At 38.8% G+C, this 14,503-nt stretch carries 10 protein-coding genes; 5 read left to right on the top strand and 5 right to left on the bottom strand.

Features of this window, described 5'->3' with window-relative positions; genetic code table 11:
* Positions 1-90: 90 nt before the first annotated feature.
* Positions 91-1,611 (top strand): hypothetical protein, encoded by a 1,521-nt coding sequence (locus MKL62_RS03880; RefSeq protein ID WP_005128521.1) that lies wholly within the window; start codon positions 91-93, stop codon positions 1,609-1,611.
* On the opposite strand, the gene MKL62_RS03885 is transcribed toward MKL62_RS03880, so the two are convergent.
* Together MKL62_RS03885 and rpiA are read right to left on the bottom strand one after the other, a co-directional pair.
* The gene (locus tag MKL62_RS03885; RefSeq protein ID WP_000110126.1) at positions 1,608-2,288 is read right to left on the bottom strand and encodes a YgjP family zinc-dependent metalloprotease; all 681 of its coding nucleotides are present in this window, start codon (positions 2,286-2,288) and stop codon (positions 1,608-1,610) included. The two genes, MKL62_RS03880 and MKL62_RS03885, sit on opposite strands and share 4 nt — an antisense overlap.
* Positions 2,288-2,959, bottom strand: coding sequence for a ribose-5-phosphate isomerase RpiA (rpiA, locus tag MKL62_RS03890; RefSeq protein WP_000061059.1), 672 nt, complete (start codon positions 2,957-2,959; stop codon positions 2,288-2,290). The genes MKL62_RS03885 and rpiA overlap by 1 nt, the downstream gene beginning before the upstream one ends.
* A 101-nt stretch (positions 2,960-3,060) precedes the next feature.
* Between rpiA and ilvA the strand changes: the two genes are divergently transcribed.
* From ilvA to MKL62_RS03905, 3 genes are all read left to right on the top strand, one after another.
* Positions 3,061-4,608 carry a threonine ammonia-lyase, biosynthetic gene (gene ilvA / locus MKL62_RS03895; RefSeq protein WP_001983729.1) on the top strand — a complete coding sequence of 516 codons (1,548 nt, stop codon included), beginning with the start codon at positions 3,061-3,063 and terminating at the stop codon, positions 4,606-4,608.
* Between the two features lie 144 nt (positions 4,609-4,752).
* On the top strand, positions 4,753-5,403 hold the full coding sequence (locus MKL62_RS03900; RefSeq protein ID WP_001983728.1) for a potassium channel family protein: 651 nt from the start codon (positions 4,753-4,755) through the stop codon (positions 5,401-5,403).
* An 18-nt stretch (positions 5,404-5,421) separates the two neighbouring features.
* A complete protein-coding gene (locus tag MKL62_RS03905; RefSeq protein WP_000053915.1) occupies positions 5,422-6,759 on the top strand; it encodes a TrkH family potassium uptake protein in 1,338 nt (445 codons plus the stop codon).
* 41 nt (positions 6,760-6,800) lie between these two features.
* Here MKL62_RS03905 and MKL62_RS03910 read toward each other — a convergent pair whose 3' ends face one another.
* From MKL62_RS03910 to MKL62_RS03920, 3 genes are all read right to left on the bottom strand, one after another.
* Positions 6,801-7,952, bottom strand: a complete 1,152-nt coding sequence (locus tag MKL62_RS03910) for a phospholipase A (RefSeq protein WP_000885655.1) — start codon at positions 7,950-7,952, stop codon at positions 6,801-6,803.
* 20 nt (positions 7,953-7,972) lie between these two features.
* On the bottom strand, positions 7,973-10,912 hold the full coding sequence (locus MKL62_RS03915) for an insulinase family protein (protein WP_000215294.1): 2,940 nt from the start codon (positions 10,910-10,912) through the stop codon (positions 7,973-7,975).
* 251 nt (positions 10,913-11,163) lie between these two features.
* Positions 11,164-13,260 (bottom strand): TonB-dependent receptor, encoded by a 2,097-nt coding sequence (locus tag MKL62_RS03920; RefSeq protein ID WP_005128520.1) that lies wholly within the window; start codon positions 13,258-13,260, stop codon positions 11,164-11,166.
* A gap of 237 nt (positions 13,261-13,497) precedes the next feature.
* Between MKL62_RS03920 and MKL62_RS03925 the strand changes: the two genes are divergently transcribed.
* The gene (locus MKL62_RS03925; RefSeq protein ID WP_000246666.1) at positions 13,498-14,502 is read left to right on the top strand and encodes an adenosine kinase; all 1,005 of its coding nucleotides are present in this window, start codon (positions 13,498-13,500) and stop codon (positions 14,500-14,502) included.
* Position 14,503 lies beyond the last annotated feature (1 nt).

Below are 14,503 nucleotides of genomic sequence, written 5' to 3' on the forward strand. Positions count from 1 at the left end.
TTTAAACGATAATTACATAGCACTTGCCGGCCTGTCAGTACCAAACAAATATCAGTAAATAAATACCAAATTTATTTTTGGAGAGCTAGGATGCTTGATCAATCAAAAGAAATAAAAGTGTGCACTTATCTCGGCCTCACCACTTTAATTTTAAGTGTAGCCCTTGTTGGGTGTGGTGGTGGTAGCAGTAGCGGAGGTTCATCTAACACGCCTAAACCGTCTGAACCCACTCCTGAAGTCATGACGGATATTACGCTTAAAACCCCTGTCGAAATGCGCAATGTTCAACTCAAGGTATATGATAATACCGACAATAGTATTTTGATTGATACCCAAGTTGCCAGTTTAACGAGTTACGATATTAAACTTCCAAGCACAAAACTAAATCGTCTTTATCGTGTTGAAGTCACGACCCAAGGCTCATCTCAAGTATTTGATCCAACCAAATCTGAATATCAAAATATTTCTGGTGTTTATCACGCTTTTATTACCCCAAGCTCGATAAGCAATAAAACACAATTGATCAGCCCAAGTTCAGAAGCAATTTATCAACGTGCTGTGATTCGTTCAGGTCAGTTGCCTAATGAGACAATTATCCCAACCCGTATTGAACAATTACATGTTGACTTAGCCTCTCAAGATGTCTACAGATCTCTTCTTAATGCGTTTAAAGATACCAATATTCCAAGTTTAAGTCCGGCAAGTACGCTTACAATTTTAAATTTATTGAAATACTCAACCACAAAGCCAAGTACTTATGTGGATAGTTATCTAAGCTTTGGTTATCTTCAATATTGGTCAAGCATCCATAATACGAATTCACCTTATCAAGATCTTACCCAAAGTCTCGCTACAGATTTAAAAGATGGATATTTAGACGGCAAAAAACTTATTGGGGACAAAACATCTTTTACCCCTATCTTCACCTCAGCCCCTGATAATATTGATCCAGCAAAAAACACACTTTTAGATATCGCAGCTAATCAAAAGGTAACACGTGATTATTTTGCCACTAATCTAAGAGCAGCCACCTTTAAACTAGCAGATTTGCAAGATCAATCCCATTTAGACCCAATAGGTTATGATCTACTGGACAAGAAACAATATTCGGGGATTATACCTGCTGGTAATACATCTGAATTTTTCCGTATAGATGGTGCGGGAGATTACCGACGTGCTGTTGGCTTTAGTGGTATTACAGCGACCTGCAATGGTTCGGCTTATCCGTGTAAACAAGGTTTAACTAGTATCAATATTTCTGACCCAAAACTACCAGCTACAGACTATTTAGTCGGCCATTATGAAGACAGTACAACAGGCTGCCAACTTAATTTCCGTGCTAATGGTCAAATTGAATTAATTAAAGACTCTCAAAGCTATCGCTCTGCCTTAAGCGCAGATAGTACAGATAACTTACTGCAAACCGACGCTGCAAGTTATAGTTATTTACTTAACTCAAGTTCATCCGAACCTAACAATTCAACACAGCAATATAATTTTATACAGCTACATATTAAAGCGAACAAGATTGTTAGTGCTCAAGCAGGCCTTGATAGCCGCAAAGCACCAGATGTCTTACAAACAACACAATTAGAGTGTAGCTTTAGCTAAGTTGTAACATACCACCATGCAGGCAATGGATTACCTTTTAATTGTCTGCGATGCTGCATATAGTTAGGGTCGAACTTTGCAACTTCGGCCCAAAATGCAGGACTATGGTCGAAGTGTTTGGTGTGTGCTAATTCATGAATGCAAACATAACGGGTAATTTGAGCAGGCATAAGAACCAGACCTGCATGCAGCATAATATTATGTTGACTACTGCAACTTCCCCAACGAGTTTTAGGACGTCGGATTGCACACTCTGCATAACTCAGCCGAGTTTTTTGGCTAAGCTCTGACAAAAGTACTGGCAACTCTTGTTTTGCATAAGCAATAACAGCGTTTTGTAAAGCTTGATAGGGTTGTTGATCTTTAATAAATAAATAACTATTTTCCCAATCAAATTGAAAAATGCGATGTTGCTTCTGCACAACAATTTGAAAAGGCTGTTCTCTATTAAAAAAAGAAATTTCTGAAGGAATTTCAAACGAGGTAGATTGAACGTGGTGCTGTTTATTCCACGTCTCGATTAACCATTGTTCAGACTGAGCTAAAAACTGCTGAATTTGTTTCTTACTACAAAATAACGGCACAGTAAGTCGTATAGACGCAGGCTCAACACGTAAGCGCAATTTTCTTGCCCTTACGTGACGAACAATTTTAATTTCTGGCATTTCCACAGACATTACTGTGCAGTACGCTCTTCAATACCATCATTTGTTGCAACAATTGCAATCGTTGCTGGATTTAACGCAAAAATACCGTTAGTCACAACGCCCGGAATATTATTAATTGTCTTTTCCAAATCAATTGCATTTAAGATGTTCAAATTAAATACATCTAAAATAACGTTTCCGTTATCTGTTACCACACCTTCACGATAAACCGGATCACCCCCTAAGCTTACCAATTTACGAGCTACAGCAGAACGCGCCATTGGAATCACTTCTACTGGTAATGGGAAATCACGACCAAGTTGATCAACCCATTTCGAATCATCAACGATACATACAAACTTTTTAGCAATTGAGGCTACAATTTTTTCACGAGTTAATGCTGCGCCGCCGCCTTTAATCATATGCATATGACGATCAATCTCATCTGCACCATCAACATAAGCATCAAGGCTACCCACATGGTTCATATCAACCACTTCTATGCCTAATTTTTTAAGACGGTCTGCTGTTGCTTGAGAACTTGCCACTGCTGCTTCTAATTGTAGTTCAGGCAATAAATCAATCAGGAAGTTTACAGTACTTCCAGTTCCTACCCCCAAAATGCCACCTTTGGGTAAGTGTTTTAAAGCAGCTTTCGCAGCAGCTTGTTTCTTTTCATCTTGGGTTGCATATAGGCTCATTACATCACTCAACTATTTTTTGACATTTATGCGCCAATAAACGGCGCAAATGCACAAGGGTTTGCTACAATAATTTCCTATTTTAAACTGTTATAGGGAAGATGAACATGCTGTCTCGTGTGGTACGACAAATTTTACAAGCAACGGTTTATGATGTTGCAATTGAAACACCTCTCGAAGCAGCTCCACGAATTAGTCAAAAATTAAACAACACAATTCGTTTTAAGCGTGAAGATTTACAACCAGTTTTTTCTTTTAAATTACGCGGTGCCTATAACCGTATTAGCCAATTACCGAAAGAACAACTTGAACGTGGCGTGATTTGCGCATCTGCCGGCAACCATGCGCAAGGTGTAGCGTTGTCTGGTCAACGTTTAGGTATTCCTGCAATTATTGTTATGCCAAGTACTACCCCTGACATTAAAGTTCAGGCAGTGAAGCGTTTGGGTGGCCAAGTTGTATTGCATGGCGATAGTTTTGATATTGCAAACAAATACGCTCAGCAACGTGCCGAAGCTGAAGGATTAGTTTTTATTCCACCTTATGACGACGAGTTGGTTATTGCGGGCCAAGGTACAATTGCGAATGAAATTTTACGTCAATGGCGTGATGTAGAATATGTTTTCGTTGCTGTTGGTGGTGGTGGCTTAATTGCTGGTGTAGCAGCTTACTTAGGTGATGTTGCACCGCATGTCAAAGTCATCGGTGTTGAATATGAAGAGTCAGCTTGTTTAAAAGCAGCGCTAGAAGCAAATGAACGTGTAGTCCTACCCCATGTAGGCTTATTTGCTGATGGTACAGCAGTCGCTCAAATTGGTGCTTTACCTTTTGATATCGTTCGTCTACGCAAGTCAGATAACTCTGGACCAATTGTTGAACCAGACATTGTTACTGTAAATACAGATGAGATCTGTGCTGCAATTAAAGATACTTTTGATGAAAACCGCAGCATCGTTGAACCGTCAGGTGCAATGGCCCTAGCAGGTATCAAAAAATATGTTGCCGAGCATAAAATTAGCGGCAAAAACATGGTATCGATTGTTTGCGGCGCCAACATGAACTTTGACCGCTTACGTTACATTGCAGAGCGCACCGAATTGGGTGAACAACGTGAAGCAATTTATGCAGTTACTCTTTCTGAAGAAAAAGGCGCATTCTTAGGCTTCTGCCGTGCTCTACAGGGCCGTAACATTACCGAGTTTAACTACCGTGCAAATAACACAGAAGAAGCACAAGTATTTGTGGGTATTAGCTTAAAAGGTGGTGACACTGAACGTCATGAAATTTTAGAACAACTTAAACAGCAAAATTATGTTGTAGATGATTTATCTGATGATGAAGTTGCCAAATTGCATATTCGTTACTTGATTGGTGGTCATGCCAATCTGGATGACGAAAGATTGTTCCGTGTTGAGTTTCCGGAACGTCCGGGTGCCTTACTCACCTTCTTAACTCGTTTAGGTCCAACCCACAATATTACGCTATTCCATTATCGTAACCACGGCGCTGCCGAAGGTCGTGTACTAGTTGGCTTACAAGCAACAGATGCTAAACAAAACCCAGATGGTTTAATTGAAACTCTGGAGCAAATTAGCTATCCATATGCAGAAATTACAGACAATGTGGGCTATAAACGTTTCTTGAAGTAACCTTTCATTTTGGTAAAAAAGCCGGCAAATATGTCGGCTTTTTTATCATTTAAGCTTATTATTTTTTATATTTACATTGCTTCTCTTTATCTCAAAGAAAATATCATTAAAAATAAAGCCCTAACTAAGTATAAAAGGACAACTATGGCACAGTTCGCGGTCATCGGCTTGGGAAGTTTTGGGGCAACTGTTGCTCAGGAACTTACGAGATTAAACCATGATGTTATTGGTATTGATACAGTCAAAAAGAATGTTGAGAATCTTGCCGATGTTTTAACTCATGCTGTCATTGCTGATGCTACAGATGAACATGTATTGGATGAATTAAACATTCAAAATTGTGATGCAGTGGTTGTAGCAATTGGTGAAGATATTGAAGCCAGTATTTTATGTGTGCTGAATTTAAAAAATCTGGGCATTGATAAAATTTGGGTAAAAGCCAAAACCAAAGCACATCATACGATCTTATCTCATCTAAATATCAATAAAATCATTCATCCTGAAGAAGACATGGGGGTACGTGTTGCCCAAGCACTAAACTACCCTATGGTGAGCCGTTACATGTCTTTAGATGATGAGCACTATATTGTAAAAATTGATATTCCAGAGAAGTTAAACGGCATTAATTTGTACGGAATTATGCAGCAAGCCCCTCAAGTAAAAACGCTTCTTGTAAAAAGACAACAGCAGATTTTATTTGAAACCGAAGAGACTTTTACTTTACAAACGCATGATATTCTTATTTTAGAAGGTCATTTACAGCAGCTAAAAAAACTCTCAAATTGTTTCATATAAGAAAACGAACCAGAAAATATGTCTCTTAAGCCTAAACCGCATAAAACACTAAATTTAAGCCCACCTTCTCTGTTAGCACTGGGCTTTCTGGGCTTTATTGTCTTTGGCACATTATTGCTTAAACTTCCTATTGCCAATAACGGACATGTTAGTTGGATGGATGCTCTATTTACGGCGACCTCGGCAGTCACTATTACAGGTCTATCCGTTTTAAATATTCATGAATCTTTTACACTTTTCGGACAGGTCATTATTTTATTATTGATTCAGTCAGGTGGTTTAGGCTTTATGACTTTTGCCATTTTGGCAGCATTAAGTTTATCTCCTAAAGTTGGCCTTAAACAGCAAATGATGGCTCAAGATAGCCTTGGGCAGACTAGTCTTTCAAAGGTTACTTTTGTAGCAAAAGGTGTTGTTACTTACACACTTCTTTTTGAACTGATTGGAACAGTGATCTTAACTACCGCATTTACACCGATTTATGGCTTTGCTCGAGGACTATATTATGCAGTTTTCTATAGTATCTCATCATTTAACAATGCGGGTTTTTCACTATTTAGCAACAGTTTAGTTAACTTCCAAAGCAACTACCTTATATGTATTACGATTAGTTTGCTCTATACATTAGGTGGACTGGGTTTTTTAGTCCTCATGGATATCAAACAAAATAAAAAATGGAAAAAACTCAGTCCAAATAGCAAACTCATCCTAACAACTATTGCGATTATTAATTTGGTTGCCTTTGTATTAATTTGGGTTTTGGAAGCACAAAATCCTCATACCTTAGGTCTGCTCAATGTAGGTGATCAAGCTTTAAATGCATGGTTTCAAGCGACTGTTCCACGTTCTTCAGGGTTCAATACTATTGATACTGGAGCAATGACCAACAGTAGTTCTTTACTTATGATGCTACTCATGTTCATCGGTGGAGGTTCACTCAGTACTGCTGGAGGTATAAAAGTCGGCACCTTTATCATATTAGTTTTAAGTGTACTTTCCTTTTTAAGACGTACCGATGAAATCAGGGTTTTCAATCACTCCGTTTCTCACGAAACTACTTATAAAGCCTTAGCTGTCACCGCAATTACCAGTATTCTCATATTTATCGGGTTCTTTATTCTTTTACTTTTAGAACCTAAAGCAGACTTTATGAACTTATTATTTGAAGTCGTTTCAGCAGCCTGTACGGTAGGCCTTTCTCGCGGTATCACGCCAGATTTACACAATGGTAGTTTATTTATTTTAAGCCTACTTATGTTTGCAGGCCGTTTAGGCCCCTTAACACTCGCCTATTTAATTGCTACTCCTAAAAAAAGCCGTCTCAAACATCCTCAAGCCAACATTCAAATTGGTTAATAAAAAAGCCGCTGTAAAAGCGGCATTTTTATAGGTCAAACTTAGTACCAGTTCATGAGTGAAACACCCAAGCCGGCATAAGTTGCACGATGGTTATAGTCAATTAAGCTTTCACCATAACCATTAAATAATTGGAAGTGTCCGCGCAGCTTGCCACTAATCGGGAAAGCCCAGTCAAACTGAACAGCACCATGAGAATCATCACCACCTTTTAAAGAGTGACGTAGCATTAATGAGAAGTCATTTTGCTTCCATTTATAAAAAGCAGTTAAATCACCACGACCGATGTAATCTTCCATATCTGGATTGTTATCATCTTTGCTGTCTTCTTCAAGGCGTATCCATGGACGAAGCATTAAAGCAAAGTTACCGCGTTCTAAACCCACATTAAAGATGACACGGTTCCAACTACGAGATAAAGGATCTGAACGTCCATTTGATTGGTGATTTAAAGTTACCCCAAGCAACCGACCATCTAAGCCAAGCAACTCATAGTTTGTTCTAAACATTAAACTTGCTTCTGGCTCATAGTTCGTTTCACGGAATGGACGAGACTCTTCAGCATTAAAGGTCTGCCAACGTGAAGATTGGGTATAACCTACCCACAAGTCACCATTGTTGCCAAAAATATTTTCCCAAGCTTTCGTTTTCAAAGAAATCTGAAATTTACTTTCAGTTGATTTAAGGTTTTGGGCCTCTGTCACCGTATTATTTGGGTTGGGACTGCTTGGAAACTCATTTTTATCGCTCGTCCAGAAAACTGGTAGCAAGTAAACAGGTTGATAAGCACGAATATTCCAAACACCCAGTTTGCTTTTTTCAGACAACTCCCAACGTTGATCTAGTAAAGACGTAGTAGGTTCAAGTGTAGGTGCCTTACCAATTACTTTGATATTACTTACCTTATCTACAACCTTTTCTTTAAATGTTTCAGGTTGAACAACAGGTTTATCAATTTTTTTAACAGGCTCTGGTACTACTGCGGCTTGAACTACTGGTAAGGCCGATGGTTTAAACACAGCATCATAACAAGCTAGGCGATCAGCATTCGAAGCAAGGGCAACACATGCATCTACACTCGCAGGTTTTACAGGGGCTAAGGTGTCGGCATATGCCACCGACGCACATAAACAGCTAAGCAGGGTTCCCATACTTAGCTGTAAAGATGTGCGTTCAAATTGTCTGAACGCCATGTTCATCTCCAATTTTTATTTTAATTAACTTGTTTGATCGTAAAACCCAGTTGTTGCAATTCATCACGTTTTGCAAAAGGTGCAACGACAGCTTTTACAGGTGCTTGTTCAATTAAATATTGACGCGCAACACGTTGTAAATCTTCTAAAGTTACATGCAATAATCTTTCACGTAATGTACGACGGAAAGTCGGAGTTCTTGCATGCAACAATGCATAACACGCTGTTATTGCTTCACCTGCTGGTGAACCAGGTTTGTCCATACTTGCCACCAGACCAAGAATTGCTTCTTCAAGCTGATGAGGTTGTTGCTCTGTGTTTAACAACCATTGCACGCTCGCTTCAAAATCTTTAAAAGTCTCAGCTAAGCGTGGGTCACGGTAACTAAAGAAACGGAATGAACATGCATTTCCGTCATAACTAGCCCCCCCACCATAAGCACCACCTTTTTCACGGATAGCACTGTGCAAGAAACCATTACGCAAGTAAGCTGCCAATACCATTAGAGGTGCCGCATCTGGATGAGATACTTCCACAGCTTGATATGCAGAGGCACAGAACTGAACATTGGTTTGAATTAACCAAGCTTCATGTTCATTATCATTTTCTTGCTCAACTTGGGTTAACTCAGTCGCTGCTGTATCAACGTTTAATTTATCCCAAACATTTTGTATTTCTTCAACTAAACGCTCTGACTGATGCTCTTCACATACGAGCAGGAACTGTTTAGGTGCTTGCAATAATTTTGTATGAATATGCTTCAATTCAGCAATAAGCGCATCATAAGCAGCATCATCTTGGGTAATTTTAGTAACAAGCTCGCCTAACCAGTTCAACGCACCTAAGCCAGTGTTTTGATAGTCGCGTTGAGCTAACGCACTCATATTACGAGAAGCAATCTGCATTGCATAACTATGACCAGCACCAGATAAACGAGACTGCCAGCGTGTCTTACGTTGCTGCAATAACTCAATGATTCGCTCTTTTTCATCAAAACGGAGTTGTTCAAATGCTAATTTCAATAAATGAATTGCATCAAACTTTTGAGTTAGAGATTTGGTCGTTAATGTTAACCAAGCGCTAATTTTATCTTTATCATCAACTTTACTGCGTAAAGAAGCGCCCATTCCTAAACCGCCACTTACAGCTGTTTGTAAATTTTGTAGTTCAAGATAGTCATACTCACCTGCACCAACCTCTCCCATTAAAATAGAAAGTAAATTGAAATATGGTGACTTAACCACATCATCAGGAATTTGAATAAGTACTTGTTGATAGTAAATGCCATTCGTTCCGGCATGATACAAATTCAACGGCGTATCCATTCGATTACAGATAATTTCACGCAATTGACCTTGTACAATATGCAAGTCAGCTGGCACGTCTTCTAGACCTACTTTTGGCAACAGTTCAAGATTATCTGGTGTATCTTGACGCTCTTGCAATGCCTTGGTTTTAGCGATGATCTCTGCTTTATCTTCTTCAGTTAGCTTTTCACCAATCGCAGCTAAACGTGCTTTTTCAGCTTCTTGCTCTTTCGCCGACTTGGTTGCATCCGGTACTAAAGTCATTTGCACGCGGTGCGGATTATCTAATAAATGGGTTTGAATCAGGTTAGATAACCACATTGGGTCTTGAAGTTCTTCTTTGACCTGAGCAATGGCACTATCAACATCCCAAATTTGAATCGGATCGTTATGGTGAATCGCACCACTTAAACCATTTAAAATTAGGCTTAAGCCATATGGTGTACCATCACCATTAATTTCACGTTGGTGTAACTCGATTTGATGCAAAATTGCATCAACTAACGATGAGTCAATTGGTTTTGCAGCTACTTCACGTAAAACGTTTAAAACACCATCTCTAAAGCTCTGTGCATGCTCTGGATTTGAACCTTGAACACCACAGTAGAACGTCATTTCAAAGTTACTATCGTCTACACCCATTAAAGGACCAGTCGACTGAGCATAGCCACAAGTTTCTAAATAATGACGAAGTGGTGAAGCTGAGTTTTCGAGTAAAACGCCTTCTACTAATCGCATACCCAGACGAAGTTTAATGTCACTCGCCTGAGGTAATAACCACGACAATACATGGTAAGTTTTGTCCTTTAACTCATCGCCATCAACAGCATAAGTTTCAGTGACTTCAACAGGTGCCGTTAAGCGTTTTTCTGGTTTCGAATATAAAGTTGTACCAGCAGTGAACTTATGTAGAGCCAATTTTTCAAATTGCTCTTGTAATTCATAGGCGGTTTGGTTACCAAAAGTCATAAATACCGCATTACTCGGATGATAATGGGTTTTATAAAATTCAACCAATTGTTCATACGTTAAGTCAGGAATATCTTTTGGATCACCGCCTGAGTTGTAGTGATAAGTGGTTTCAGGGAATAGATGATGAGCCAACTGATGATAAAGCTGATCAGAAGGCGCACTCATTGCACCTTTCATTTCATTGAAGACTACGCCTTTGTATACAGGCTGACCATTTTCAAGTTCAATACGGATACCTTCCTGAGCAAAATCCAGAGGATTCAAATTTGCCGAGAAAGCAGCATCAAGATAAACAGATAATAAGTTTTGGAAATCTTTCTTATTTTGAGTTGCAAATGGATATGCAGTCCAATCTGCTGCTGTAAACGCGTTCATAAAAGTATTTAATGAACGGCGAATCATTAAGAAGAATGGATCACGAACAGGAAACTTTTCAGAGCCACATAAAGCGGTATGCTCTAAAATATGTGCAGTTCCTTTAGAGTCCATAGGTTGTGTTCTGAACGCAACAAGAAATACATTTTCATCATAATCAGTTGCCAAGTGATAATGCACCGCACCTGTGACTTTATGCTTATATTCAGACACTAAAATATCTAATGCTTCAACATGGTGCTGACGTAGCAACTGAAACGCAGGGTGAACAGTTTGAGAAATGGTTTCAGTGACATCTACAGTCATGTGATCTCCTAACATATCGGATAAGTGAATAAGTCTCATTATAGCCTGAGTCGGCTTGAGAATGGCGAATAAAAGCCAAGCAAAACACTATGTTTTTGTTAAGTATTAGTTTTCATAGCCATAGCTTTAATATCAAGCACATAGCCCGCATCGTTGTATCCTATCAGAACAAAACCTTTTAATACTATCTATATCCTACACGACAAATAAAAAAGCTCATCGAAATGATGAGCTTTTTAGAGTTTTTTTAATTAAAAACGATAGCGAAGTGCAACTTGAGCATTTAAAGGATCGCCCATCATGTTCGAATCATTTGCTCCACTATGACCTGACACAAAATAATCGCGATCAAACAAGTTATTTAAGTTTAAGTTCACATCATAACGTTCACTTTGATAACCTAACGCCGCATTTACAACTGCATATCCCGGTAAAACGTTTTTGTTGTCTGGCGCACTAAAACGTGATGATTCACCACGACCACCCACAGCTGCATACCAATGATCATTAATTTGATATTTTAACCATAAGTTAGCAGTATTGTTTGGCGTGAGCGCAGAATGATTGCCTGTAAATCCGATAGTCGATTTTTCAATCTTACCATCCATATACGAATAACCTGCCAATACTGACAATTGATCGGTCAATTGACCTGTTAATGAAAGCTCAACACCTTTGGTTTTTTGCTCACCTGCCAACAATGCTTGATTTGGGTTTGCTGGATCTTGGTTTTGAATATTAGTTTGGCTCATCTCAAACAAAGCCAAGGTTACATTCAACTGATCATTTACATCCCACTTTGCACCAATTTCATAGTTTTCAGTTTTTGTGGGCCTTAAGTCATCACTATTTTTATAAAAAACAAATGAATCAGCCAAAGGTTGGAAAGAGCGGTTATAAGAAGTGTAAAGTGAGATATTATTTACTGGCTGGTAGACCACTCCAATTCGTGGAGAATAAGTATTGTCAGTACGGTTTAAATCTAAATTCATACTCGTTTTATCATCACGATCTTGCGATAGATTGTCATAACGTAAACCCACTAAAACTTTAAGCTGATCTGTCACTGTCATTAGATCTTGCAGATACACGCCGTAGTTTTCAAAAGTATTGCTATTGTTATTACGTGCAGTTGTAGTTCCTGTATTAATAGGCGCCCAATACTCTAATTTAGGATTATATAAATCAGTAGTTGTTTTAGCACCTTGCCAAAGTATCTCATCTTTATGCTGCTTGCTATATTCAGCACCAATTAAGGTATTGTGCTTTAAGAAACCTGTATTAAATACAGCACTCAACTCTTGCTGAACATACACTCCATCTTCATTACGCAAACGTTTATTTTGAGTCAATTGGATTTGATCAGCTGGCAATTTTTGATGTGAATCAACACTATATTGACGGTCTAATGAATAGTTATAGTGACGAACTGCACCATGATATTTAAAATTATCATTAAACTCATGGTCTAAGCTGATAGTTTGGCTTGAGATTTCAGTATCAACATCCCCAACCTCTTTACCATTTAAAGCGCCATAAAAAGTTTTAGGATTTGTTTTAACAGGTTTACCTGTAATCGGGTCTGTTGGGAAACCTTGATCTGCCAAACGGTTATCATGCAAATAGTCGGCCTGAAGTAAAAGTTTGGTTTTATCAGTAATATCCCACTGTACAGATGGAGCAACCGCTTGACGTTTTAAAAAAGCCTGATCACGGTAACCATCTGAATCTTCAACTGCACCAGTTAGACGAACCTTAACATTCTCTGCGACTTTTTCATTTACATCGACTTCTGCGCGGCGTTGCCCTGTTGTACTACCAATCAGGCTCACTTCACGCAAAGATTGATCCATTGGTTTTTTATTAATCTTGTTAACTAAACCACCTGCTGAACCACGTCCATATAATACCGAAGCAGGTCCTTTTAAAACTTCGATCCGCTCTACATTCGACATATCGCGAAAATACAATGCGTCATCGCGAATACCATCTACATAGTTATCGGTGATTGCAGAGAAACCACGAATCATGACCTGATCACGTTGTCCATCTCCTACACTAAAGCTTAAACCTGCAACGTTTTGCAAGGCACCTTGCATTGAGGTAACTGTCTGTTCTCTTAAAACTTGTTTGGGTACAACGTTTACAATTTGAGGGACATCTTTTAATTGCATAAGTCCTTTAGTTGCACTTGATGCTTGCCCCACTTCTTGTTTTAAACTGCTTTCCTTATCAGCTTTGACTGAAATTGTTGGAAGGTTGGTTACTGCCTGTTGATCTGCTTCTAGAGCATATACATGGCTTGTCATAACCCCAACTGATGAAATAAATAAAACTGAACGCTTCATATAAGTTCGCTAAGAAAAATTTCAGGCGAAGTTTCAATGAAACAGTATAGATTTGTAAATATTAGCAAGAATCATTATTAATTGATAATATTTATTAAAAAGATTATTTCAATTGCTTAGGCAAACAATAAAACTCTGCGAGCCGCTGAATAACCTGAATTTTATTCAACAAACTACAGCAAATGTGAGCAATGGTGTAAACTTATCGATCTGATTTTTTATTCTGTGACAACACTTATGGCAACTGTAGATCTTTTTGCAATTGGTAATGCATTAATCGACCAAGAATTTAAAGTTTCTGATGATTTTCTTAGTCAGCAAGGCTTACAAAAAGGCACCATGCAGTTGTCTGATGGTGAAACACAATCTGCCCTTTATGAAAAATTAAAACAAACTCAAGATTACAAAGGTCAAGCAAGTGGCGGCTCTGCTGCAAATACAACTGTAGCGTTTAGTGCATTAGGTGGTAGCGCATTTTATGGTTGCCGCGTTGGTCATGATGAATTAGGTGGAATTTACCTGCAAGGGTTAAATGATGCAGGCATCCAGACTACACCAAAGTCCATCAGTGAAGGGGTGACCGGTACCTGTATGGTCCTGATTAGCCCAGATTCTGAGCGTACTATGCATACCTATTTAGGTATTACCGCTGAGCTCTCTCAAGACCAAATCGATTTTGAACCATTAAAAACAGCAAAATGGCTTTATATTGAAGGCTATCTTTCTACAAGTGAAACAGCACGTAAAGCGGTAAAACAAGCTAGAGAAATTGCAAAAGCTCACGGCGTTAAAATTGCCCTATCTTTATCAGATCCTGCAATGGTTCAATACGCTCGTGAAGGCCTAGAAGAGCTTATGGATGATGGTGTGGATTTATTGTTCTGTAATGAACAAGAAGCCTTAATGTATACCAATACCACTACTGTTGAAGATGCACTTACTCAATTACGTTTTAAAAACCATACTGTTGTGATTACACAAAGTGCAAAAGGTGCTCTAGTTGCAAATCCAACTCACCATTTTCACGTTGCAGGTCGTCATGTTGAAGCTGTAGATACAAATGGTGCGGGTGATGCTTTTGCAGGTGCCTTCCTCTACGCATTAAACCATCATGAAGATTTAACTGCTGCTGCACAGTTAGCCATCTTAATTTCAAGTGAAGTTGTGTCTCAATTTGGTCCTCGTTTAGCCATTAATGACTATGCTAAACTTCTCGAAAATTTTCAGAAGGAATGTGCTTGAA

This window comes from Acinetobacter sp. AOR01_HL, assembly GCF_027855455.1.
Classification (GTDB): Bacteria; Pseudomonadota; Gammaproteobacteria; order Pseudomonadales; family Moraxellaceae; genus Acinetobacter; species Acinetobacter baumannii.

Coding starts and splice junctions, on each gene's coding strand:
- MKL62_RS03885 (WP_000110126.1), bottom strand. CDS start 2,288: ATGTCTGTGGAAATGCCAGAAATTAAAATTGTTCGTCACGTAAGGGCA.
- rpiA (WP_000061059.1), bottom strand. CDS start 2,959: ATGAGCCTATATGCAACCCAAGATGAAAAGAAACAAGCTGCTGCGAAA.
- MKL62_RS03900 (WP_001983728.1), top strand. CDS start 4,753: ATGGCACAGTTCGCGGTCATCGGCTTGGGAAGTTTTGGGGCAACTGTT.
- ilvA (WP_001983729.1), top strand. CDS start 3,061: ATGAACATGCTGTCTCGTGTGGTACGACAAATTTTACAAGCAACGGTT.
- MKL62_RS03920 (WP_005128520.1), bottom strand. CDS start 13,260: ATGAAGCGTTCAGTTTTATTTATTTCATCAGTTGGGGTTATGACAAGC.
- MKL62_RS03915 (WP_000215294.1), bottom strand. CDS start 10,912: ATGACTGTAGATGTCACTGAAACCATTTCTCAAACTGTTCACCCTGCG.
- MKL62_RS03905 (WP_000053915.1), top strand. CDS start 5,422: ATGTCTCTTAAGCCTAAACCGCATAAAACACTAAATTTAAGCCCACCT.
- MKL62_RS03910 (WP_000885655.1), bottom strand. CDS start 7,952: ATGGCGTTCAGACAATTTGAACGCACATCTTTACAGCTAAGTATGGGA.
- MKL62_RS03880 (WP_005128521.1), top strand. CDS start 91: ATGCTTGATCAATCAAAAGAAATAAAAGTGTGCACTTATCTCGGCCTC.
- MKL62_RS03925 (WP_000246666.1), top strand. CDS start 13,498: ATGGCAACTGTAGATCTTTTTGCAATTGGTAATGCATTAATCGACCAA.